This window comes from Rosenbergiella nectarea, from assembly GCF_900111105.1.
In the GTDB taxonomy this organism is placed as follows: domain Bacteria; phylum Pseudomonadota; class Gammaproteobacteria; order Enterobacterales; family Enterobacteriaceae; genus Rosenbergiella; species Rosenbergiella nectarea.
On the sequence record NZ_FOGC01000007.1, the window covers coordinates 1 to 24,289 of the forward strand.

Below are 24,289 nucleotides of genomic sequence, written 5' to 3' on the forward strand. Positions count from 1 at the left end.
TTAAATAGTGATCCGCATAGTGATAGGCATCACCATAGGTGGTGGTATCCCCGCGGGTCGCATCGACCTGGGTGTTCAGGTCATCCGTGGCCTGGCGGTAATTATAATCACGGGTGCTGACCTGTTTTTGCACCACGCGATGATGGCTCTCCATGCCCCAGACCGAGTCCGCGCCTTTTGAATGCTGTCCTGATGGCGGAATCGATGGCAGGATCAGGCCTTTCTCGACCCCCTGCTGGCTGTCGTAAAACTCCACCACATCGATGTTCAGGCGCGTATCAGTGGTAAAGCGGAACCAGATACCGACCTCGCCCAACAGACGGGTAATAAAGTGCAGATCATCCTCGCCGTACTGCATCACCTGCTCACGGCGCGGGTACTCTTTTGTCAGTGAGAACAGAAAATCCTGACCGCGCATGGTGTGACGCTCACGCAGAATTTTTTCCACGATCTGCGGCACCGACATATCCTGATAAATCGCGTTCTGATGCGAGCGGTCAAGCAGCGCCAGGCGTGGCTGCAGCGTCAGGGCATAGTGAGTTTCATCTTTTGAGGTGTTGAGACGTTCAAAGCCGCTCACCACCCCCTGAAGGGTGCGCACGACCTGCTGTATTTTGATGCCGTAACCTTGATCAACCGGGGCCTGCAGCGTCAAGGAGGCCGCTTTCATCAGTATCATTTCTTTGCTGAGGGCATGGTCAGAACTGGTGAATTCAATACGGTAACTGAACGGTGTGCTCAGGGCCTCTGAGCCTTCAAAGGCCAGCACATCGAGTACAGACTCGCAGTCTTTCACTGCCAGCAGGTGGTGGTTATGGCTAAATCTTAGTGGAAAATGACTGCTCATCCCGACACTCCTTGTATAAGATCGAATGCGAGTCCAATCCCCTCTTCCTCACTCCAGCTAAGCGTCAGGCGTTGGGGTTTCTGTTTCGCTGCCATGTGGGTCAGCAGCTGCTGGCTCAGCACTGGCAAAATTTGCTGGTTGAGCAGGCTGTCGACGTTACGTGCCCCGGTGTCCGGTAACAGGCAGGCGGCGGTCAGGGCATCAAATAGGCTCTCTTCGATAGTCGTGTTCAAGCCGTAGTGGCGGTTCAGGCGCTTACTGACCTGTGCGAGCTTTATCTCCACGATGATACGCATCGCCGCTTCGGCCAATGGGCGGTAAATCACGGTCTGGAAGCGGGCTAGCAGTGCCGGCTGGAAGTGGTCGCGCAAAATCGGGCGCAGCAGCTCGTACAGGTCGCCTTCGGTGGCCTCCGGCTGTTCATCAAGCCGTTGCATCAGGAGGTCACTGCCGAGATTCGAGGTCATCAAAATAACGGTATTACGGAAGTCGATTTCGCGCCCTTCGCCATCACGCATAACGCCGCGGTCGAAGACCTGATAGAACAGGTTCATTACATCGCGGTGTGCCTTTTCCACTTCATCCAGCAGCACCACGCTGTACGGACGCTTGCGCACCGCTTCGGTGAGAATCCCGCCCTGACCATAACCCACGTAACCCGGAGGAGAACCTTTCAACTGGGAAACGGTATGCGGCTCCTGGTACTCGGACAGGTTGATGGTGATGAGTGACTTCTCACCGCCGTACAGCACATCCGCTAGTGCCAGCGCGGTTTCGGTTTTCCCGACGCCACTCGGGCCGACCAGCAGAAATACGCCCTGCGGACCATTCTCGGACGTGAGCCCCGTTTTTGCCGCACGCAGGCGCCGGGCGATGGCGGTCAGCGCCATGTCCTGCCCGACCACGCGCTTGCCTATTTCGTTTTCGAGTGTCAGCAGTTCGGTCTGTTCGTCTTTCATCAGGGAAGAGAGCGGAATACCGGTCCAGTCGGCGATCACATTTGCGACCGTGCGGCTATCCACATCCACTTGAGCCAGCACATCGCCCTGCTTCAGCTGCTGTTGCAGGTCGGATATTTTAGCCTGCTGGCTGATATCCTGGCGGCAGGCCATCAGCTGCTGTACCAACGCCTTTTCGTTGTTGAAACGCGCTTCCTGCTCCCCGATACGCGCGTCCAGTTCAGTCCGCTGCTGCTCAATGGCACCCAGTCGGTCACCATGACGGTTGCTGCCGCAGGCGATGTCTTCCAGCAGCGCCTGCTCTTCCAGTTCCAGCGCGGTCAGTTGTGCTTTCAGGCGTACAATAGCTTCCGGCACCGTGTCGAGACTCATACGGACACGCGCGGCGGCGGTATCCAGCAGATCAACAGCTTTGTCTGGCAACTGGCGGCCTGTTAAGTAACGACGTGACAGGGTGACGGCGGCACGCACCGCATCATCGGTGATATGTACGTTATGATGTTCGGAATAGTGGGATTTCAGGCCCCTGAGCATCAGGCACGCCGTGTCATCGTCCGGCTCATCCACTTTCACCCTCTGGAAGCGGCGCTCCAGCGCGGCATCGCGTTCAAAATACTGTTTGTATTCAGACCAGGTGGTGGCCGCAATAGTGCGCAGTTCACCGCGCGCCAGCGCCGGCTTCAGCAGGTTCGCCGCATCCGCCCCGCCGGCCTGGTTACCGGCGCCGATAATGGTGTGGGCTTCATCGATAAACAGCAGAACAGGCTCCGGCGACTGCTGTACAGCATCGATAACGTTTTTCAGGCGCTGTTCAAATTCGCCCTTCACTCCCGCCCCTGCCTGTAACAGTCCGAGGTCGAGGGTGCGCAGAACAACCGACTTGAGCGATTCCGGGACGTTACCCTCTGCTATACGTAGCGCCAGGCCTTCAACCAACGCCGTTTTGCCGACACCTGGCTCACCGACCAAGATCGGGTTGTTCTTGCGACGACGGGAGAGGATGTCCACCACCTGACGAATTTCCGTGTCGCGCCCAAATACCGGGTCAATCTTGCCCTCTTTTGCTTTGGCGGTGACATCAAGGGTGAACTTATCCAGTGCGTTCTGCAGCGCTGGGGGCAGCTCACCCTCTTTCAGTTCAGCCCCCACCGGACGTCCGACAAACTCCACTTCGCCGCCGTGGCGCTGCGCCAGTTCGGGTTCCTGCTGCACGTCCGGGCGTTCGTCGGACTGTGCATCCAGTAACGGACGCAGGCGCTCCAGCTGGCTCTGGCCGAGCGTCAGCAGTGGCCATAACCCATCACAGCGCAACAAACGTTGTTTTTCTGTCAGCACCATCAGTAAATGCACACTGCGAATACTCTCTTCACCCGATAGCGAAGCCAGTAGCCAGGCTTCCTGTAATAGTGTCTGGATAACAGCAGAGAGCTGTGGGCGACTACGTACCGAACGAGGTAAATTATCCAGCCAGCCCAGCAAATTCTGCCAGATAGCGTCCATGTCCCATTCATAGCGTCTTGCCAGCACGGTCAGGTCGCCCTCCCCCTGCTCCAGCAGTTTCAGCAGTTTCAGCAGCCAGTGCTCTGGCAGAATTTCCGCATGGGCACGCATCTGGCAGAGCGAAGCCGCCCCTTCCATCGCACGGGCACAATAAGGGTTCAGACGTCGAAGAAGGATTGCCGGGTTTTCCATGAAATTCTCTCTTTATCGGTTCCTGGACACGCTACCGCCCATCGCTGTTTCCCGTGAAGGGGACCAAAGCGCATACGGTCAGGCTGGCAGTTTGTGGTTTTTTTTGCTGAAAGCCTGTTCCAAATAGGCGCTCAGCAAAACAGCGGAAAGGACACCCCTCAGCTAAAAAGTGAGGATTACGCTAGAGAGTCCGTGTCGCAGGAAGGCGGCAAGTTCGTGAGTCCCCGGAAGCATAGATGACTATGTGACCGGGGCGAATAAATGAAGCCAATGCTCCTGCGGCGTGAAATATGATGCGTAATCAGGCGGTGGCGCGTTCGTTCCAGCTATCAGAATGAATGATGTTGCCGTCTTTATAAGTCCAAGTGATTTTTTCGTAACGCAACTCGATAGCTTCGAGGTGATTGTGTTTCTCGTAAGCAGGATCTTTGACGTCGTGCATCACCGGATTCACTTTCACCACCTTCACGTTCTCGAGTTTAGTGTTGAAATATTCCACTTCTTGGCCCGCATCGTTAATTTTGTACCACTTGAATTCCGCAGACTTCAGGGTCTGACCGGTAGTCACAGCCTTATATAGATAAGGGCTGGAGGAGTCGATTTCCTTGGTGAACAGGAACGGGGTGTGGATACGGGTACCGGTCAGCTTGCCGGTGTTGTTGTCGGTCGGTATATACAGGTTATGCTTCTGCGCGACCACTTCGATACTGCCTTCGCGATCCTGAACGTCTACAGACCCTTTGATGTCCGCGCCGCCGTCGTCTTTAAGCCAAAGGTAAACAGGTATTGCCATGAGAATTTCTCCATTTATACACTTCATCCTTCAGACTGCCTCTTTGTTGGCTGCCTTCATTCGCCCCGGTCACAGAGCAGTCTCTGCTCCCGGGGACTCACTCCGTTGCCGCCGCGATGCAGCCCGAATGATTTTGTGTATCCTTTTTACGAAGCGTCATCATCCTGCGATGACGTTTTGGGATTGCCCGGTACCTGGCAGGCATTGGCCTGCGGTACCAGACTGATGTCGACACGGCGATTGAGCGCACGCCCATCCGGGGTGTCGTTAGTTGCGATCGGGCGGCTTTCACCATAGCCCTGTACCGCAAAACAGCTTTCCGGTATCTCACCGGTGTCACGCATCCAGTCGCGTACCGCTTCGGCACGCTTCTGAGAGAGCGTCTGGTTCAGTTGCGCATTACCGGTGTTATCGGTATGGCCGGCGACCACAATCAACCAACCGGGCTTCGCCTTAACACCGACCAGCGAGTTCACGAGCATTTTGGTGGACCCAGCTTTCAGCGCCGATTTACCTGAATCAAATAGCGACATGCTGTCGAGGCGAATCGTTTTCGGTATCGGTTTGGGCGTGGGCTGCGGTGGTTTAGGGGGCGGTGGCGGGGGCACATATGTGCGGATCGCATCCAGCACCCGTATCCGTAGCCCCTCGCCCTGATACAGACCGAGGCTCAGCCGAGCGGGTACACCATTTCGCGCCCAGTCATCCAACTGCGCCACATCGGTGCGCAGGACGGCAACGGCATCACTTTTCTGCTCGTAATCACTCATCGGGATTCCGTCATAACGGGTAATATCAAAACTCACACGATGCATTAACTGACGATTATTCCAGCCGCTGCTGAGTAGCGCGGCAATTGCCGCCAGTGAGAAAATCCCGAGCGCACAGCGCCATGCACGTTCACGCGACGTAAGGCCTTTCCCTTCCGGCAGCAGCGGCAGGATAAAATCCGGTAGCAGGGAAATAACCGTACTGTCCGTTCCCACCGGCTGCCAACCAGCCACCCGTTGTAGTGCAGTGTGGCGTGAGAGCCACGCGGTCCAGACCGAGTTTGCCAGACTTCCGGCAAGGATCGGCCCCATCCCCCATAGAACCGCGGTAGGTGCTATAGCCGGAACGTCGGGACTCTCATCCAAAAAGACGGCTTCGACATGCTGATAGAACCAGCTCATCAGGCTGTTAATCAGTACCTGTTGCTGCATCACAGGCGTTCCGCCAGTCGTTATCCATCCAGCGATGGAACACGGAGCTAAAGACTCACGCCAGACCCGGCCCCCTTTCCCCGGAATAGCCGCCTGCCAGAGCGGGTCATTCGTCATCACACTGCCTATTTGACCATTCAGAACGAGCGGCACCGCATGTCCAGTTTCTTTACGAAGCTGGCTGATTTGCCAGCGCATAGCCAGCAGGCGACTGGCCAGGGCATCGCTGTCTGCATGCTTCTGCGGGCAGACACTAACCATTACCGAAAGCTGGCGTCCCCAGTCGGGGCGCAGCCACAGTATTTGACGGGCTGCCAGTTCAAGTTCCTGATGATCCTCTAACCGGATCCAGCACCCCTGCGCGACAGTGAGCACGGGTGACTGATGGGGCCAAGCAAGGGGCAGATCGCCACAGACCAGTACCACAGGCTGACGGTAAGTGGCGTCTGGAAGGTCATCCAGTTGCAGAGTCACATCAGGATCCGAACGGCAACGAGTGACAGTCCAGAACGCCAGGATAAGCCCCAGTATTGCCAGCAAAACGAGCACAGAAGCCAGGCGGGATGCCGGCAGGTAGCCCAGGCAGACCACAGCACTTAGCAAAGCGGCCCACAGCGCAAGCCCGCGCTGTTGTGCAGGACTCATTTCACGGCTCCCGGCATCAGGCTTGATAGCGTCTGATCTAACCAGTAATCTAGCCCCCACCAGAGTGCAGCGACCACCACCACGCCCAGACCGATACGTACGGGCCACAATGCCAGCCAACGACCCACTCTTCGTCCGGTACGGCTTTCTGCCATTACCGGATGAGTCTGCGGATAGTTGAACGGCGTGACATATTCATTGAGCGCGTCGATAAGTTTCTGGCGCTCCGGCTCGTTCAGAGAGCGGAAACTGCCGAGGAATCCCAGCATCATGACCCGCTGGAAGCAGGTCATCACAGCATGGTCAGGGGCCGGTTCGCGTAGCACATCGCGCATCCGATCACACAGCGTATCACCGGCGTCCATGGTGCCGAGGAAGTATCCTTGCAGGGGAATGTCATACCACTGTATGCAGGCATCATCCTCCACTCCTCGACCTTTGACTGCTTCATCAAGCAGCGCACACTGTGCAGTGAGAATATGCTGACAGCTGACTTCATCGAGTTCGTTCGCTTTCAGCTCACGCTGCACGCGCTCTACATCAGTAATGCAGCGCTCCCACAAGGTGCGCCCTTCTCCATCCTGAAACGTCGGGCCGTGACGCAGGCTGATCACCTGCAGCCAGGTGTCCTGCAGCAAGGCATCAATGTCAATGGATGCAGCAGCGCTGCGTTTAGGCTCACTCATGTTCTCAGTACCGCAAAGAGTTCAAGTTCAGGCTCGCCGAGCATGCCCGGCACGTAAAACATACAGGTGCCGCCCTGGAGCATTTCGCTGGCCAGAGGATGAGAGATATCGAGACTGAAATACTGGTTTTCCAGACGCAGTGGGATGGCGGCCGGCACATGACGCAGGGAGATCAGGGGTACACCCACCCGAGATGAATTGACGATACTCCTGACATGATCGGGACTGCCGACCTTGCATTGGCGTGGGAACTGTTCCTGCAGCTGTGTCACCCGCATGGGTGAACGCACGGAGAGGTAGTAATCGGCCCCTTCGCGCAGGCGCGGGTCATGCAGACGAGCCTGCCAGAAGTGAAGCCGGGCATCATGCTCAAGCTCAATCGTCACCACACGCGACGGCAAGCTGGCTTCCAGCAGGTCGGCCAGTAGGTCAAAGAGCGGCGGGAAGACGTTATTCAGTTGCTCATGCTGCCAGACAGGAATAGCACTCACCTGGTGTTCCAGCGAGAAGGTCAGCAGGCTACCCGCAAGGCGTACCAATTCCAGGTACAGACGCTCCGGGGGACTTTGCGGGTGACGCTGAAACTGTCCGAGCACGGGTTCTGCGCTGTTCAGGGCATTGAGCAGCCAGAACAGAGACACATCAGCCACGGCAAAATCGGCCATGCGCTCGTTACTTTCGCGACGCATGTCCATCAGGCGACTCAGACGGGCACGCAGTTGCATCATCAGCTGTTCTAGCTGGGTCACCAGCCAGCGGCTGCCCTGCAGAACCAGCAGTGGCGGAAGGAAGGTTTCATCGAGCACCCAGCTCCCCTGTGGATCCTGCTGCAGACGGGCGACCGGACAGGTCAAGTAATCACTGTTGTTCTGATGGGCTAAACGCAGCGTCAACTCGGGCTGCAAAACCGCAATCTGGCGGGTATCGTCCCCGAAGGTGTTGCGGACATCCCGCCAGCGCTGGCGATAACGCACAGGACGCTCGGCCATCTCATCGGGCTTAAGGCAGTTGCCGCCATTTGCCCGCAGAAGCGGAAGCGCCAGAACCACCACCACTTCCTGTGATTCGCCCTCTAGCGCCAGCACCGGCGGCAGGGGATCGGCATTATCCGTATCGATAAGCGTGCCGTCGGGGAAACGAATGTACAGACGACGCGGCTGCAAACGGCCCAGTTTCAGTGCATCCGGTTCGAAAGTGGCCTCAATCATTCCCCAGGGATGGCAGAGACCCAGTCGGGCGATACATTCCGCAGACCAGGCCGCATACGCGACCTGTTGCTGGAAATGCTGGGGAGAGACCATAACGCCCCTATCCCATAACGGTTGTTCCGTTCTCATTGGCTTCCTGCCTTAGCTTATGATTTCGCCTTCGGCATCTGGGAAACCAGTGATAGGTTGACATCCATGCCTTCTACTTGGAAATGTGGTACGGCGTAAAGCTTCACACGGAAAAAGCCCGGGTTATCTTCAATATCCTCTACCACCACTTTCGCATCGCGTAGTGGATGTGACGCCTGCAGCTCATCACCCGGATCGGTCATTTCCGTCACCAGACTGCGTACCCAAGTATTCAACTCCAGCTCCAGCAGACGACGATCTTTCGTCGTACCGATGTTTTCCCGCTGGATAAGCTTTAGATAATGCGCAATACGCGACAACAGGAAGATATACGGTAGACGGGCATTAATACGACTATTGGCCGTCGCGTCAGAGGTATCGTAAACTGCGGGCTTTTGGGTAGAGTTGGCGCTAAAGAAACAGGAATAATCCCTATTTTTATAGTAGCTTAGAGGAATGAAGCCCAGATTTGCGAATTCAAATTCGCGGGTTTCTGGGATCATCACTTCTGACGGGATCTTGACCTGATTGCCGGTCCCCAAATCGTAGAGATGAATAGGTAAGTCCTCGACGGCACCACCGGCCTGCGGACCACGAATCTGTACACACCATCCATTATTGATAAAACTACGAACCATATTCGATGCGAAGGAAAACGAGGCGTTGGTCCAGAGATATTTATCGTGATCGGGGCCTTTTACTTCTTCCATATAATTGAAGCTGCGCACAGGGACAGTATCTGGACCGTACGGCAGGCGCGCCAGGACGCGCGGCATGACTAGACCGATATAGCGGGAATCGTCCGTCTCGCGGAAAGATTTCCATTTGATGTATTCTGCGCGGTCAAAATAGTTACCAATGTCTTTGATTGCGGCCACCTCTTCCATCGACTCCTTCAGGAAGAATTCAGGACCAGCAGAGCCGATAAACGGCATATGCGCAGCAGCAGACACTTTTGATATGTTCCGCAGCAGGGCCACATCCTGCGCAGAGGCATCAAATTCGTAAGCGGAAATTAGGGCCGCAATAGGCTCGCCACCCGGCGTATCATACTCATCAATATAAGACTGTTTGTACAGACCACTCTGAATGATCTCGGGGCTATCCTCGAAGTCCTGACGTAGGTCCTCTTTAGACATATCCAGTAGCTCAATCTTCACGTTCTGGCGGAAATCGGTTTTATCGACCAGGGATTTCGTGCCACGCCACAGACTTTCTACTGCCTGAAAAGCCTCATGGTGCATGACGGCATCAAGCTGACGGCTAATCTGGTAGTCCAGCTCAGCGATATGATGGTCAATGAGGTTTTTGTCGAGTTTAGCAATCTTTGAGCCCGATTTTTTCAGGCATTCCAGAAATACCTGCATCCCAGCCGTTAAACGTTCATCCGCCGTCGCATCCGACATCGCTTGCGTGTCCTGCCAGATATCCAGCGCGCTTAGCTCGGATACCGGGTGTAGGTTTATTTTCTCGAATAAAGACGTATAAACTCCACCTGTAGCAGGATGTTCCAATACCACGCTCTCGCCGCCAGTCGTATTCTCATTTTTTGAAGACATCCGTTTCTTCCTTATTAATCCGTTAAATCATGGGGACCTTTAGGGCTGTTTTGGGGCCAAGGCTAAAAGTTCGGCGCTAAGTTCGGCGCGTAGAGTGGGATCAATCAGAATTTTTTCCAGCTCCTTTCGAAAAGCCTGATTGTCCAGCAAGTTAGCTTTTAAATCGCGAAGCAAATTACGCATAGAAAGCATCGCCTTTAACTGGGGGACCTGCCGGGAAACCTCCTCCGGGGTGAAGTCTTTCATGCTGCGAAAGGTCAGGCAGATACTGTCTTCGCTGCCATCGCCGGCGAGTGTGTTTTCAACGGTCAAATTAACTTTTGGGGAATACTCTACAAGCACAGAGTCAAAGTTTGTTTTGTTGAGGTTAACTTTCTTGCGCTCAGATAAGGGCGCGGACTCCTGGCCATTGCTGAAATCACCCGCCACGAGCAACTTTAGGGGGAGCTCAGTTTTCTTGCTCGCTCCCCCGGTATGTAGGTCAAGCTTTAGATTAATACGTGCCTTGGGTACTTCATTCTGGAAACTATCAGCCATATCATCATCCCTTGTTTATCGCTGTGTAGACTTTTCAGACTCTCATGATCTGGATGCATGATAGAATAATGATCGATTAAAGATCAATAATACGGAGCTTTAATTTGCATATATGTTATTACTAAGAATTTTACACTAGACCCTAATAGTAAATCGTTTTACAAGCCCATTAAAATGAACTACATATAGCCTATTAAATGAGCATTTATATCGTAATAAATGAAAATCCGGATAATTAATAATCAAATGCGGTTCAGGTGATTTAAATCAATACCTGAGAGTTACGGATACGCATTCAGTTTCAGGAATAACGTTCAGATAAGCTGTGTAGAAAAATGAGGAGCAGGACAGGAACACGGAATTGATAATATTGCCACCGATGATGATATCTTTCGCTACGGTCTTTACGTCGAATTCCCATAAAGATTATACCGAGAAATTAGGGTTATCTCCGACGCAGGGCCTTATCTGCTATCAAAACGATACATAATCTGGCTAAGCCACTGCATACTTTCAGCAAGTGTGAGTGGAGAAAATGCTTTGGGGGAAGATTGAAGAAGAGTATTCAAGGCTGGAATGGGTCGCGAAAAAAACCGTCATTCTCTATACCAGATTACGGTTTTCACAGGACTCTTAAACGTTTAACCAATCGCCTTACTGATGGCTAATCGTTACGGCTCACACTGTGAGCCTTTTTTTAGCGGGTCATCCCGGCACTGTGCATCAATAGCCAGAGGATGATTGCCACCCCCCCCAGTGCCGCAATACTGCCTAACCACAGCAGCAACAACCAACGAAGCTGTGTCATCTTGCCAGAGGGCGTCTTGCCCTCTGACGTTGATGCGAGACGCTTAACCGCCAACTCAGTGATACCCTTCATCTTCAGAAATCTTCCCACGGAAGACATAGTAACTCCAGAAGGTGTAGGTCAAAATGACTGGGATGATCAGTAAGCCACCCACTAGCATAAAGCCTTGGCTTTGTGGGGGTGAAGCCGCCTGCCAAATAGAGATGGACGGTGGAATAATATTTGGCCATAAGCTAATTCCAAGACCAGTAAAGCCAAGGAAAATTAAGCCTAAGGTCAGTAGGAACGGCGCATAATCCGCACGACGTTTCACTGCCTTCAGAATACCCAAGCCACACATCACCACCAGTACGGGCACAGGTAAGAACCAATAAAGATTCGGTCGAGTAAACCAACGCTCAGAAATGGCATTGTGCGCCAGTGGTGTCCAAATACTGATAATCGCGATAACAATTAATAGCGCAATCGTCAGCGGCTTGGTTAATTGTGACATCTTATCGTGCAATGCATGCTGAGTTTTCATGATCAGCCAGCTGCTGCCCAGCAGAGCATAGGCTAATACCAATCCAACGCCGCAGAATAGAGGGAACGGCGATAACCATCCCATCACATCGCCGGTAAAGACACGGCCCGTCACCTGGATACCTTTAAGAATGGTACCAACCGAGATGCCTTGCATAAAGGTCGCGAGGAAAGAGCCACCAATAAAGGCTTTATCCCAGAACGGTCGGTGATGTTCTGTCGCTTTGAAGCGGAACTCGAATGCCACACCACGGAAAATTAACCCGAATAGCATCAGCGTGATGGGGATCGATAAGGCATCCGCAATCACGGCGTATGCGAGAGGGAATGCACCGAAAAGCGCTGCGCCCCCTAGAATGAGCCAGGTTTCATTACCATCCCACACTGGCGCGACAGTGTTGACCATCATGTCACGTTCAACAGGATCTTTAATGAAGGGAAAAATTAACCCTATCCCAAGGTCAAAGCCATCCATCACGATATACATCAATATGGCAAAAATAATGATGGTGAACCAAATAATTGAGAGATCGATACCCATGTTATTTTTTCTCCTCTGGTTTCTTAGAGGCATCTACCGCAGAGAGTGGACGAGCCGGCGTATGGTGTTGACCTGGACCACCATGGATCTCTTCTCTTCCCTCGCCTTCTACTGGACCTTTCTTGATAAGACGGATCAGATACACATAACCAATACCAAATACCGATGCGTAGACAACAATAAAGGCAATCAAACTGAAGGTCATTTGTAGCGCGCTGTGTGGCGAAACGGCATCACTGGTACGTAGAACACCGTAAACCACCCAGGGCTGACGACCAATCTCTGTCGTAAACCAGCCGGCTAACATCGCTAATAAACCAGAAGGGCCCATTAGCAAGGTGAACCATAAGAATGGACGTGAATCATAGAGACGTTTTTTATAACGCATCCATAGGCTCGCAACACCTAACAGAATCATCAGCATGCCCAGCCCAGCCATCACACGGAATGACCAGAAAACAATCGTCGAGTTAGGGCGATCCTCTTTCGGGAAGGTTTTCAATGCAGGCACTTGCTTATCAAGGCTATGCGTGAGAATCAAGCTTCCCAGATAAGGAATTTCCAGCGCATATTTAGTTTTTTCCTGCTGCATATCTGGCATACCAAACAGAATAAGCGGAGTCGGCTCGCCAGGAGGGTTTTCCCAGTGACCTTCAATCGCTGCAATTTTTGCTGGTTGGTGTTCAAGCGTATTCAGACCATGCGCATCACCCAAGAAAGCTTGAATAGGCGAGACGATTAATGCCATCCACAATGACATTGATAACATTTTCTTAATGGCAGGCGTTTTATTGCCCCGAAGTAAATGCCACGCCGCAGAAGCTCCGACGAAAAATGCGGTCGCCAAGAAAGCTGCGGTACTCATATGCATTAAACGGAACGGGAACGAGGGGTTGAAGACAATCTGCATCCAGCTTTCAGGTACCACAACACCATTCTGAATGCTAAAGCCCTGCGGGGTTTGCATCCAACTGTTAGAGGCTAAAATCCAGAAGGTCGAGAGAATGGTGCCGAGTGCCACCATACAGGTTGCGAAGAAGTGCAAGCCAGGCCCTACGCGATTCCACCCAAATAGCATTACCCCAAGGAAGCCCGCTTCCAAGAAGAACGCTGTCAGTACTTCGTAGGTTAACATGGGGCCGGTGATACTTCCCGCGAACTGGGAGAATCCACTCCAGTTAGTCCCAAACTCATAGGCCATTACCAGCCCAGAAACGACTCCCATACCGAAGTTAACCGCGAAAGCCTTTATCCAAAAATGGTATAAATCGCGATAAGTTTCGTTTTTCGTTTTTAACCACAATCCTTCTAGCACGGCGAGGAAACTCGCTAGCCCGATCGTGATCGCCGGAAACAAAATATGGAAAGATACAGTAAACGCAAACTGTAATCTTGCCAGATGAAATGCATCAAGCCCGAACATTGCCACCTCTTACATTACAATTAAAAGACAATTAATGATAATACTTAACAGACAGTGAAATCATTTAACACAATGATTTCTATCAAACTATTTTACGCTTATCGCCTGATATGAACAGAATTATTCAGAATAATTTAAGCGTTTTTGGTGGACCGACTGTTACCTAAGGGAGAGCGGTAAATGGAAAGTAATTAAAGTGTAGCGGAAAAAGGAGATAGTGGAAACACTGGAGATAATAGTGTTACTTAAGTGTGACTATTTACAACAATTAGCCAGAGAGGCGCTGGCAATGAACGTTAACTTTTGACTTCGTAGTTGCATTGGAACCAACGTGTCGTATAGCCAGGTAAGGTACCGGCCTCCTCGGGTAAAGGGTCAACTTTGTCAAAGCCTTGTTGAACACAACGTTGCGTAATATAGGCATTGAGCGCGGCGCGGTCGAGTTGATGAGGTTGATAACGGAATTGATAGGTATGCGCAACCTTATCGTGATCGATTTCTGTAAACCCCCCTATTTGCTGCTTCGCACACCCCACCACTAGAGTGCTGATACTAAACGCTATTCCTGCCCAGAGTGCCTTATTGTACGACATGGTGCCCCTTCCATAATGAGATTGACCCTAGATCTCGCTACTATAACCGAGACAACGGTGCGCATTATCGTATTTTATGGTGTTTGGATGATTATCAGTAGATTCTGAACCTTTATCAGCCCACGACCATCTGACGGATAAGATTCGCAGCTTTTGGCTGAGGTAATGTTAGGATCGTTCGATAAAGATCAATCGACATCACGCAGAGCTTTTGATGGTCTGTCGCTAAATCCTCTGGTTGATTGAGTTGCTGTAATTCATTACCCCATTGCGGATAAAGCCTCTTCACCACGTCATTCAGCGCATTATGTGCAGCCGCAATATCGCGCGGCCGGTCGCCATCTTGACTGTGTAGAAATAGTTGCTCTAGGGCTTCTTCATCAACTTGATTCATTTGAGGGCTTAGGAGTTCGCCAATGTTCACGCCGCCTGATACTTGCGGATAAAGGAATCGATAGCAACTTTCAGCTGAGATCTTGTTCAATGCTTGCATCTCTTGAACCGCGACGGCAATGTAGCCCGTTACCGCGCGATCATCTGCCTTAACAATTCTAAGGTTCACCAATTCGGTGAGCTGTCCACGCACCTCACCGATCGCTTGTTGTTGACTATGCTCTGCGGCCAATGAATGCATAAAAGACTCACTCACTTCCTGCCAAAGCTGTGGCTCTTGCTGTTTAAGTAATCGATAGCCCGGTAACGCGGCAAATTGAGCGAGCGCCTGTTGCTGCGCGTGCTGACGCGAATCGGTTGAAGGGGTATAGAAGCGATAACCGATGGCACCGATGATAACGATGATGATAAAAATAAGAGTGGCTTTACGCACAAATAATATCCGTTAAATCTCACTACTCTGCCTAGCAGTCGCTGTGACGGCCAGTCAAAGAAGAAATATTAGGTCGTTAAGGTATTGAACTGGATGGATAACCTAGGTCATAACCCAGTCCTCAATCCTTAGAATATAGCTGATTTTCTCAGAGGATTAAGTCTGAAATTGTTAATCTTCCCTACAGACGACAGAAATTTAGCCACTAGCCATCACTCTGCCCTTCGCTCAAATCAATCAATACCGGACAGCACGCGGTTTCGAGCACCGCGGCGCTGACGGAACCTTTAAACAGTCGGTTAAAGGGGGAGAGGTGTCGACGTCCCATAATAATCATGGTAGCGGAGAGCTTATTCGCTTGCTCAACAATGACCGCTGCAGGCTCCCCTCGGCAAAGTAGACCGCGAGCCGAGACCCCGGACTGTTGGAAAGGGACTAATGCGGCACGAACGCTGGTCTCAGCACAGTTTAGGGGATCTTTAGGCTGCCCATGCTGTTGGACGGCTTGGTCGATCGCGCACTCAATATCCATCACCTCACCCTCGACGCCGCCGTCAGTCGGTAGACAGCAAATAATCACGACTGACGCATTTCGGAGCATAGCTTCTTGCAACGTTAATTGACTGATCGTGGTGGAAAGATTGTTCTGGTGATCGATTGCCATAACCACTGTATTCATCACATTATCCCTTAGTCGAAGATATTTTCACTCTACTGCCAATCTAAATACTCTCTCAAGCGATTTAATTAAAAAAAATGATGTAGGGTCATCCGCATTATGTCAGTAGCGCGTGAATGATGTTAATTCTCAGTAAGGAATATTTCTTTTTACGTTAAATCAACGTACATTACGCGGGATCAAAATCGTGATGCACATCACGTAGTACGATTGCGATGAGCTGTACCAAGGTATTCAGCGGAATAAAATGATAATAGAGGATATCTTATGAAATATGCACTGATGGGAATTTCGTTTTTTGTTGTGCTGTGGCTAGGGACGTTTGTATTGCTACTGAAATAATAACAGGGCGTTAGCCCTGTTATGCTCTCGGTTTATAACACCGAACCGAGGGTTTGGCGTATGTGCGCCCCTGCCCCGAGCAACCCAGGTTGTTCATGAGTAATCATGTAGACAGGGATGTCTTTAACATAATCACGAAAACGTCCTTTGTCTTCGAATGCAGCACGAAAGCCTGAGGCTTTAAAGAACTCAAGGAAACGTGGAACAATTCCGCCGGCAATATAAACGCCACCGAAGGTGCCTAAGGTTAAGGCTAAGTTTCCGCCAAAACGCCCCATAATGACACAGAACAGAGAGAGCGCACGACGGCAGTCGATACAGCTATCTTCTAACGCACGTTCACTCACTTCGCGTGGTTTGAGTTCTTCCGGCTCACGATGGTCGGCTTTCACGATACCGCGGTAGAGATTCACCAAACCTGCACCAGAAAGTACGCGTTCAGCAGAGACGTGACCCATCTCTTCACGTAAGACTTCTAATATTTGATCTTCTTCTTCACTATTCGGTGCGAAGTCAACATGTCCGCCCTCTCCAGGTAAGGGTACCCAACGCTTATCCACGTGCACTAAATGGCTCACACCCAATCCAGTTCCGGCACCATAAACAGCGATAGGTTTATCTGCTACAGGTTCATCTCCACCAAACTTCAATACGTCACTCTCCCCTAACATCGGGATGGCCATTGACACTGCGGTGAAGTCATTAATCACTTCAAAGTGTTCGAAGTGTAGATTTTCTTTCATAGCCTGGATTGAAAAAGCCCAAGGATGATTGGTCATTGCAATCCAATCACCTTTAACTGGGCAAGCAATGGCGATGCAGGCATCAACAACGTCAATATGTTGTTGATCTAAATAGTGCCGGATAACCGCCTCAAGGCTCGGGTAGTCTGATGTTGGAAAAGTATCAATTTGCGATATCAATCCGTTAGCCACATCACAAAGTGCTAACCGTGCATTGGTGCCACCCACATCGCCGACTAATGCATATTTAGTCATTATTTTTAATGCTCCACTCGGGATAATTCATCTTAAGTCGCCAAACAACTTAAGCTAAGTTTCAATGAGCTTCGTTATGCCTACGCCAGACAGGTGCATACGAATAAACTCAATAAAGTATTAAGAGGACAATTATTTTTATAATCCAACCAAGTCGCCGAATAATAATCCTAAATTAAGAGAAACAACAATCAGAATGATCCCCCATGCTGCTATCTTAATCCAGCGGGTATTAACCAGATCACCCATAATTTCGGTTCGGTTAGTAAACATCAACAATGGGATCAGAGCAAGTGCAATCCCAAAACTTAAGACCACCTGACTCAATACCAATATTTTGGTCGCATCCATCCCCGCTAAGATGACCACGAAGGAAGGTAACATGGTGATGGTACGGCGTAACCATAAAGGAATGGTGAAATGGACAAAACCCTGCATCACTACCTGACCTGCTAAGGTCCCCACGACGGTTGAGGAAAGCCCAGCAACCACCAAGCTTAAGCCAAAGACTACTGTGGCGGCGTTCCCCAGTAAAGGTTTTAACGTCATGTAGGCTTGGTCGAGTTCACTGATTCCCGTATGGCCATTAAAATGGAACACGGCCGCTGCAGTCGCCATCATCGCTAGATTCACAAAACCCGCAATCGTCATCGCAATCGCGACATCCAGTTTGGTGGAGGCGTAACGTTGCGCTTTATTTTTATCATCACCCCGCTGTGTTAAGGCAGAGTGGAGATAGATAACATGCGGCATGATGGTCGCGCCCAGTACCCCTGCGGCGAGATAGAGCGCATTAGTATCGGGTAATTTAGGAACCGCCATCCCTACCAGCAATCCTCGTGGATCAGGTTGTGAGAAAAACAGTTCGGCAATGTAAGCGCCGGCGACGAAGAGTAGCATTAGCCCAATTAACCATTCCAACGGCTTGGGCCCACGGCTCTGTAACATTAAGATGAGGAAGGTAGCGACCCCGGTAATCACCGCCCCTTCGAGTAGACTTATCCCAAACAGCAGTTTAAAACCCAGCGCAGAACCGATAAATTCAGCCAGATCCGTTGCCATCGCGATGATCTCTGCTTGTACCCAATAGAACCATACTAAGGGCTTAGGAAAGCGGTCGCGAATATGCTCGGCGAGGTTTTTCCCCGTCGCTATCCCTAACTTCGCTGAGAGTAATTGGATCAACATGGCCATGATATTGGCCCATACCACTACCCATAACAGTTGATAACCATAACTGGCACCCGCTTGGATATTGGTGGCAAAGTTACCGGGATCGATATAGCCGATAGCCGCGATAAAAGCCGGGCCCAATAACGACATTTTGGCTTTGCGTTGAGTCATAATAGGCATTGTCGTTTTCTGGCGACGAGACATAGATGAATCCTGTTTAACATGATGTCCAACTCTAGGCGATCCCCTCAGTGAAAAGAAATCGGTATAAGTAATCACTCTGATAGCAGAGACTACAAAGTATAGCCTTTGCTATACTTTGTAGTAAGGTACCTGTTCATTTGCTCATCAGCAACAGTTTTATTACTCGATCACACCGTAAATCGCTCACCTGTAACCTAACGTCTATTTATCAATAACAAATCGGCCGTTCCCAAGATATTGAGTAAAAAAATATGAGATCCATTGCTTATAATAGGCAACTTTGCTCGTTTTTAAGCTAACTCTGCCCTAGAATAGCGCCCTACGATCTATCCCTTTAGTTTTAAGGCACTATGCATGTCACAAGCACTTCATTTTGTACTCGCTCTGATAGTTATAGCCGTTCTAGCGCTGATTGTTAGCAAAGACCGTAAAAGTATCGCTTACCGTTATATTTTACAGCTTCTGGTGGTCGAACTTGTGTTAGCTTGGTTTTTCCTCAACTCGAACGTTGGGTTGGGTGTGGTTCAAGGCTTTTCAAACTTCTTCTCCATGCTGCTTAAATATGCAGCAGAAGGCACCAATTTTGTGTTCGGCGGCTTGAACGATAAAGGAATGGCGTTCTTTTTCCTGAATGTGTTGTGCCCGATAGTCTTTATCTCTGCTTTAATCGGTATTTTGCAGCATTTCAAGATTCTCCCCATCATCATCCGTTTTATCGGGACAGTGCTCTCAAAAATCAACGGTATGGGAAAGTTAGAATCCTTTAACGCTGTGAGCTCACTTATCCTGGGCCAATCTGAGAATTTTATCGCCTATAAAGATATTCTAGGTAAGATGTCAGAGCGTCGTATGTACACCATGGCCGCGACCGCCATGTCAACTGTATCAATGTCTATCGTTGGTGCCTACATGACCATGTTACAGCCGAAGTACGTTGTGGCGGCCTTAATCTTAAATATGTTCAGCACCTTTATTGTGCTATCCATAATCAATCCCTACTCGGCTAAACAAGAAGAAGACCTTTCGCTGAAGAATACCCATGAAGGGCAGAGCTTTTTCGAAATGCTCGGCGAATATATTCTTGCTGGCTTCAAAGTCGCAATGATTGTCGCGGCGATGCTAATCGGTTTTATCGCCCTGATTGCAGCGGTCAATGCCCTGTTTACTGCTATTTTTGGTATTAGCTTCCAAAATATCCTCGGCTATATCTTCTATCCACTCGCTTGGGTGATTGGTGTTCCTAGCAATGAAGCTTTGCGCGTCGGTAGTATTATGGCGACAAAATTGATGTCAAACGAGTTTGTGGCGATGATCGACTTGCAAAAAATGGCTGGACAGCTGTCACCCCGCTCCGAGGGGATACTTTCCGTCTTCTTAGTCTCATTCGCTAACTTCTCATCCATTGGCATTATTAGCGGCGCGATTAAAGGGTTAAATGAGAAACAAGGAAATGTTGTCTCGGGCTTCGGGCTTAAACTTATCTATGGTTCAACCTTGGTAAGCTTGCTCTCCGCAGCCATTGCCGGTCTAGTGCTCTAACACTCTGCTCCCTACAGGCGGCTGATTAAGCCGCTTGTATTCACTCCCCTACTTCTTCCTTCACGCATTCGCGTAGAGTAATGTGAAACTGTACTGGCCCAGTGCAAAGACGGTATGGGCAATTATCATCATTATGATTGCAGCACCTCGATTCGGTATTTTTCTGCCGCAGAACCCAGCCCCCATCGCCGGCATAAAGAGCATCAGACCCGCAATGGAACTCAGCACAATTCCTACTAAGATGATGGGTAAAAGTGTTGGTGCTTGAATAAAGGGCATTCCCCAGCCAATAACCAGTATTACCGCATAGGCAACGCCTACTAGATAATGGAAGGTCCAGCCGCTTATTTTTTCTACTGCAGAGGGAGGCCGAGTGTCCTGTTGGATTGCGACCCACGCCCCCTGCCGAAGTCCCAATAACCATCGGCCTACGCTCCCCCAATCAGTGGGTGTTGTTCCCTTCAGCTTGAAGAGTAACATTCCCCAGAGATCCAACACCAAGGTTGAGCCTATTCCTACCACCAGACTAAAGATAATTAGTGTATTCATTTGTATTCACTCAATAATGACGCATTGCTTAGCCTAGTATAGAACGCGTTGCCCTTCTGCGCTGTACGACATTAACTCTCTATTAAAGGCTAAAAAAAGAGCCCATCGTTGATGAGCTCATGTGCGTTTGTTGATAAGAATAACGATTATGACGACTGATCGCTGTGATTCTGTTCAGCCAATTTCGCTCTTAGGGCCTCTGTTTCATCTTTCCCTTCGGCAATGAAATCAGGATCAATCTCTTCGGCGTTATCTTTATTTTCTCGTCCAGAGAGTAGATTCCAACACGCTATAAATAGCGCGGCAATTAACGGACCGATCACGAACCCATTGATCCCGAACAGTTCCATTCCGCCTAACGTTGAAATCAACACAAGGTAGTCAGGCATTCTGGTCTCTTTACCGACTAAGAGTGGACGCAGGAAGTTATCAACTAGCCCGACGACGACGACAAAGAAGGCGATCAAGAATAACCCTTTCCAAACCGGTCCTAACACGAGGAAATAGAGCGCGACAGGCGCCCAGATAATCGCAGAACCGACGGCTGGGATTAAGGATAAGAAGGCCATCAGTGCTCCCCAGAGCACACTTCCCTCGACGCCTAGGAACCAGAAAGCAATTCCTCCTAAGGCACCTTGGACTATTGCCACCACCACGGTTCCTTTGACAGTCGCTTTCGAAACTGCCGCAAACTTTAATAACAAGTGATGCTTAGCGTGCTGGGTAAGCGGTACGGCATCCAGCAGTAATCCGACCAAATAAGCGCCATCTTTTAGGGTAAAAAAGAGCAGGTAGAGCATGATAGCGAAGCCGACCGTGAAACTAAACGTCCCCTGACCAATTATCAGCGCGCTATTAGCCAGCGTGTGACTACCCTGCATCGCTAGGGCTGAGACTTTTTGTTGCAGGGTGTTCACATCGGTCAGTCCATAGCGCTCCAGGAAATTCTGGACGAAGGTAGGCAGATGCTGGATTAACTGAGTGATGTCCCCGGCTAAATTCCCACGGTTTTGAGAGACACTCTGATACAGTTGGTTGCCTTCATAGGCCAGCGAAGTGGTGACTATGACTAATGGAATAAAGACAATCAGACATATCACAAGAAGAGTGAGAAAAGCAGCGAGCGCATTACGATCGCCCAACCATGCTCTGATACGGGTTTTCAGCGGATAAAACAGTACCGCTAAGATAATTGCCCAAAAAATCGATGAGTAGTAGGCTTTCAGGACAAAGCAAAATGCAACAGTCGTTAATAGCAGTAGTAAAATGAAGAAACCTTGATTGATTCCCTTAAGCTTCATAGCGTAATCTCAATTGACAAATAAAATTCAGATATGTGTCGTAAAGCCGTCAGTGGCTTACCGCGTTATTATTGCTTAATAAGTAATAAATTTCACTTAACTGGGAAAATAAAAATGCTTAGAAGCGTAAATTGAAGGGAAGTCATTAAGAATTGGTGGAGATAAGCGGGATCGAACCGCTGACCTCTTGCATGCCATGCAAGCGCTCTCCCAGCTGAGCTATACCCCCACGTCTAGGAATTTCATTGTACAAACTCGAGGAGTTTGGTGGAGCTAAGCGGGATCGAACCGCTGACCTCTTGCATGCCATGCAAGCGCTCTCCCAGCTGAGCTATAGCCCCTTCAATGAAGGTGTCAGTGTTACTGACGCCGGAATAATAGGTAACTGATTGATAACTGTCAACATCATTTTTTATATCCCTGTGCAATCGCTGAAAATTACAGCAAAAAGTTGCGAAAGCCACCAACCTAAAGTTTTATTGACCTTTTCTAATGAATTAGTGTTGATAATTAAAGAAAGTATGAGTAAACGCATAATCTTGTATGATTAGTTCTTTTATTTTATTCCACTTCAAGTTATTTTCATAATTACGGGTTAACGTTAGACAATCTACTAGAAGGAACTGATTGTGAATAAGGAATGGATGACACCTGAAGAACTCGCGCAGGAAACGGGTTACTCGCGTCAAACTATCAATAAGTGGATTAAACGTGAAGGATGGACCACAGTTGCCAAGCCTGGTGTACAAGGGGGTAAGGCACGATTAGTGCACATTGACCAGCAAGTAACCGAATTTTTGAAATCCGTGCGGCACGCAGCAGAACCACGAAGTCATTACACGGTTCGTAAAGATCAACTCACCCAGATCTTACTGAGCTCTCTCCAGCAAATGAGTCCCGATGAAAAAGCGCAGCTTACCTCTCTTTTATTACGAGAAGGGATCAGTGGCATTCTGGGTCGATTAGGCATCACTTCGTGAGGAGTCCCGGCAGCCTAGACTGCCGGAACTTATACAACTAAGCTTGGTTTTCACGTTCGCTGATAAAGGCGAGTGCTTGGGCAATTCTTTTTACGCTACGTTGTTGACCAATTGCCTCAACGGTAACATCCAAAGCAGGTGACTGCCCTGCTCCGGTAACGGCGACGCGTAACGGCATCCCCACTTTACCCATGCCGACGTCAAGCTCGGTAGCGGTTTGCTCAATAGCGTTATGAATTGCTTCAGTCGTCCACTCTGTCAGGGCAGCTAATTTCTCAGAAATTAACTCAAGCGGCTGGCGAGCCACTGGACGTAAGTGTTTTTTCGCCGCATCCGCGTCAAACTCATTAAAATCTTCGTAGAAATAGCGACAAGTCTCCGCCATCTCTTTCAACGTTTTACAGCGATCCCCTAACAGCGTCACTAATTTTGCCAGCTCTGGACCCGTGCGCGTATCGATCTGTTGTTGATCAATATGCCACTGCAGCTGTGTGGCGACATATTCTGGTGCCAGCGTGGTGATATAATGATGGTTCAACCATAATAATTTTTCGGTGTTAAACGCACTCGCCGATTTACTCACCGCATCCAGTTGGAACAGTTGTACCATCTCATCGACAGAGAAAATTTCTTGGTCGCCGTGCGCCCAACCCATTCTCACCAGATAATTTAACAATGCCTCGGGCAAGAAGCCGTCATCACGATATTGCATGACGCCGACGGCCCCATGACGCTTAGACAGTTTTTTCCCATCGTCACCTAAAATCATGGAGACGTGCGCATAAATAGGCACTTCTGCGCCAATTGCTTTTAGGATATTAATTTGACGAGGCGTATTGTTGATATGGTCTTCACCCCGGATCACATGTGTGATCCCCATATCCCAATCGTCAACCACTACGCAGAAGTTATAGGTTGGGGAACCATCCGTACGGCGAATAATCAGGTCGTCGAGTTCTTGGTTGCTGAATTCAATAGGTCCACGGATTTGATCATCAAAAATGACCGAACCCTCTTGTGGATTGCGAAAACGCACGACATGAGGCTCATCAGGAGTATGGCCATGTTCGGTATCACGGCAACAGCCGTCATAACGTGGTTTTTCACCGGCTTCCATTTGCTGTTCACGCAGCGTGTCTAAACGTTCGCGCGAGCAATAACAGCGATAAGCGGTATCCGCCTCAAGCATCTGGTCAATCACTTGGTTATAGCGATCAAAACGTTTGGTCTGGTAATAAGGGCCTTCATCCCAATTTAAGCTTAGCCAGTTCATACCGTCCATAATCGCTTCAATAGCTTCCGGTGTGGACCGCTCAAGATCGGTATCTTCGATACGCAGAACGAAGTCACCTTGGTTGTGTCGGGCGTAAAGCCAAGAGTATAAGGCGGTGCGAGCGCCACCAACATGGAGGTAGCCTGTAGGGCTTGGTGCAAAACGTGTTTTGATTTTCATTTGAGGTTTGCCTTAACGTACATTGGGTAGAACACCCGATAAAACCTTGTGGAATCGTATTATTCTTTGCACAGTGTAACAGTTAGCGCTTTTTCCTCAAT

Annotated in this window: 22 protein-coding genes and 2 tRNA genes; 3 read left to right on the plus strand and 21 right to left on the minus strand. The window is 50.0% G+C overall.

Annotation, left to right across the window (positions count from 1 at the left end):
• The 14 genes from vgrG to BMX14_RS09415 all read right to left on the minus strand — a co-directional run.
• A partial coding sequence (vgrG, locus tag BMX14_RS09350) for a type VI secretion system tip protein VgrG (protein WP_143056408.1) occupies positions 1-847 on the minus strand: 847 nt, incomplete at its 3' end.
• Positions 844-3,498 (minus strand): type VI secretion system ATPase TssH, encoded by a 2,655-nt coding sequence (gene tssH / locus BMX14_RS09355; RefSeq protein ID WP_092675993.1) that lies wholly within the window; start codon positions 3,496-3,498, stop codon positions 844-846. The genes tssH and vgrG, both read right to left, overlap by 4 nt.
• 301 nt (positions 3,499-3,799) lie before the next feature.
• Positions 3,800-4,291, minus strand: coding sequence for a type VI secretion system effector Hcp (gene hcp, locus BMX14_RS09360; RefSeq protein ID WP_092675996.1), 492 nt, complete (start codon positions 4,289-4,291; stop codon positions 3,800-3,802).
• 146 nt (positions 4,292-4,437) lie between these two features.
• Entirely contained in the window at positions 4,438-6,138 is a 1,701-nt protein-coding gene (locus BMX14_RS09365) for an OmpA family protein (RefSeq protein ID WP_092675999.1), read from the minus strand.
• Positions 6,135-6,824, minus strand: coding sequence for a type VI secretion system protein TssL, short form (gene tssL / locus BMX14_RS09370; RefSeq protein WP_092676001.1), 690 nt, complete (start codon positions 6,822-6,824; stop codon positions 6,135-6,137). The genes BMX14_RS09365 and tssL overlap by 4 nt, the downstream gene beginning before the upstream one ends.
• Positions 6,821-8,161: a type VI secretion system baseplate subunit TssK gene (gene tssK, locus BMX14_RS09375; protein ID WP_092676004.1), complete on the minus strand. Its 1,341-nt coding sequence runs from the start codon at positions 8,159-8,161 to the stop codon at positions 6,821-6,823. The genes tssL and tssK overlap by 4 nt, the downstream gene beginning before the upstream one ends.
• 17 nt (positions 8,162-8,178) lie before the next feature.
• Positions 8,179-9,720 (minus strand): type VI secretion system contractile sheath large subunit, encoded by a 1,542-nt coding sequence (gene tssC / locus BMX14_RS09380; protein ID WP_092676007.1) that lies wholly within the window; start codon positions 9,718-9,720, stop codon positions 8,179-8,181.
• 39 nt (positions 9,721-9,759) lie between these two features.
• Positions 9,760-10,257, minus strand: coding sequence for a type VI secretion system contractile sheath small subunit (tssB, locus tag BMX14_RS09385; protein ID WP_092676010.1), 498 nt, complete (start codon positions 10,255-10,257; stop codon positions 9,760-9,762).
• 697 nt (positions 10,258-10,954) lie between these two features.
• Complete coding sequence (locus BMX14_RS16915) at positions 10,955-11,137, minus strand: DUF2474 family protein (protein ID WP_230527423.1); 183 nt, start codon at positions 11,135-11,137, stop codon at positions 10,955-10,957.
• Positions 11,121-12,128, minus strand: coding sequence for a cytochrome d ubiquinol oxidase subunit II (cydB, locus tag BMX14_RS09395; RefSeq protein WP_092676016.1), 1,008 nt, complete (start codon positions 12,126-12,128; stop codon positions 11,121-11,123). Before cydB ends, BMX14_RS16915 begins: the two co-directional genes overlap by 17 nt.
• A 1-nt stretch (position 12,129) precedes the next feature.
• A complete protein-coding gene (locus BMX14_RS09400; RefSeq protein ID WP_092676019.1) occupies positions 12,130-13,551 on the minus strand; it encodes a cytochrome ubiquinol oxidase subunit I in 1,422 nt (473 codons plus the stop codon).
• A 296-nt stretch (positions 13,552-13,847) separates the two neighbouring features.
• The gene (locus BMX14_RS09405) at positions 13,848-14,144 is read right to left on the minus strand and encodes a hypothetical protein (protein ID WP_092676022.1); all 297 of its coding nucleotides are present in this window, start codon (positions 14,142-14,144) and stop codon (positions 13,848-13,850) included.
• Between the two features lie 115 nt (positions 14,145-14,259).
• The gene (locus BMX14_RS09410) at positions 14,260-14,970 is read right to left on the minus strand and encodes a hypothetical protein (RefSeq protein ID WP_092676024.1); all 711 of its coding nucleotides are present in this window, start codon (positions 14,968-14,970) and stop codon (positions 14,260-14,262) included.
• A 205-nt stretch (positions 14,971-15,175) separates the two neighbouring features.
• Positions 15,176-15,649, minus strand: coding sequence for a universal stress protein (locus tag BMX14_RS09415; protein WP_230527425.1), 474 nt, complete (start codon positions 15,647-15,649; stop codon positions 15,176-15,178).
• 267 nt (positions 15,650-15,916) lie between these two features.
• Here BMX14_RS09415 and ypdK point away from each other — a divergent pair, with 267 nt between their 5' ends.
• On the plus strand, positions 15,917-15,991 hold the full coding sequence (gene ypdK, locus BMX14_RS16420) for a membrane protein YpdK (RefSeq protein ID WP_143056412.1): 75 nt from the start codon (positions 15,917-15,919) through the stop codon (positions 15,989-15,991).
• Positions 15,992-16,023: 32 nt separating this feature from the next.
• Here the strand turns inward: ypdK and glk are convergent, their stop codons facing one another.
• Positions 16,024-16,989 (minus strand): glucokinase, encoded by a 966-nt coding sequence (gene glk / locus BMX14_RS09420; protein WP_092676027.1) that lies wholly within the window; start codon positions 16,987-16,989, stop codon positions 16,024-16,026.
• Positions 16,990-17,127: 138 nt separating this feature from the next.
• Entirely contained in the window at positions 17,128-18,366 is a 1,239-nt protein-coding gene (locus BMX14_RS09425; protein WP_092676030.1) for an Nramp family divalent metal transporter, read from the minus strand.
• A 354-nt stretch (positions 18,367-18,720) separates the two neighbouring features.
• Between BMX14_RS09425 and BMX14_RS09430 the strand changes: the two genes are divergently transcribed.
• Positions 18,721-19,905: a NupC/NupG family nucleoside CNT transporter gene (locus tag BMX14_RS09430; RefSeq protein ID WP_092676032.1), complete on the plus strand. Its 1,185-nt coding sequence runs from the start codon at positions 18,721-18,723 to the stop codon at positions 19,903-19,905.
• A gap of 60 nt (positions 19,906-19,965) precedes the next feature.
• Here BMX14_RS09430 and BMX14_RS09435 read toward each other — a convergent pair whose 3' ends face one another.
• From BMX14_RS09435 to BMX14_RS09450, 4 genes are all read right to left on the minus strand, one after another.
• The gene (locus BMX14_RS09435; RefSeq protein ID WP_092676035.1) at positions 19,966-20,454 is read right to left on the minus strand and encodes a DUF2938 family protein; all 489 of its coding nucleotides are present in this window, start codon (positions 20,452-20,454) and stop codon (positions 19,966-19,968) included.
• A 146-nt stretch (positions 20,455-20,600) separates the two neighbouring features.
• Entirely contained in the window at positions 20,601-21,755 is a 1,155-nt protein-coding gene (locus tag BMX14_RS09440) for an AI-2E family transporter (protein WP_092676038.1), read from the minus strand.
• A gap of 153 nt (positions 21,756-21,908) precedes the next feature.
• Positions 21,909-21,984 (minus strand) — tRNA-Ala (locus BMX14_RS09445).
• 36 nt (positions 21,985-22,020) lie between these two features.
• Positions 22,021-22,096, minus strand: a tRNA-Ala gene (locus BMX14_RS09450).
• 288 nt (positions 22,097-22,384) lie between these two features.
• On the opposite strand from BMX14_RS09450, the gene BMX14_RS09455 reads away from it, so the two are divergent.
• Positions 22,385-22,735 (plus strand): YfeC-like transcriptional regulator, encoded by a 351-nt coding sequence (locus BMX14_RS09455; RefSeq protein ID WP_092676041.1) that lies wholly within the window; start codon positions 22,385-22,387, stop codon positions 22,733-22,735.
• A 37-nt stretch (positions 22,736-22,772) separates the two neighbouring features.
• Here the strand turns inward: BMX14_RS09455 and gltX are convergent, their stop codons facing one another.
• The gene (gltX, locus tag BMX14_RS09460) at positions 22,773-24,188 is read right to left on the minus strand and encodes a glutamate--tRNA ligase (RefSeq protein ID WP_092676043.1); all 1,416 of its coding nucleotides are present in this window, start codon (positions 24,186-24,188) and stop codon (positions 22,773-22,775) included.
• Between the last annotated feature and the right edge of the window lie 101 nt (positions 24,189-24,289).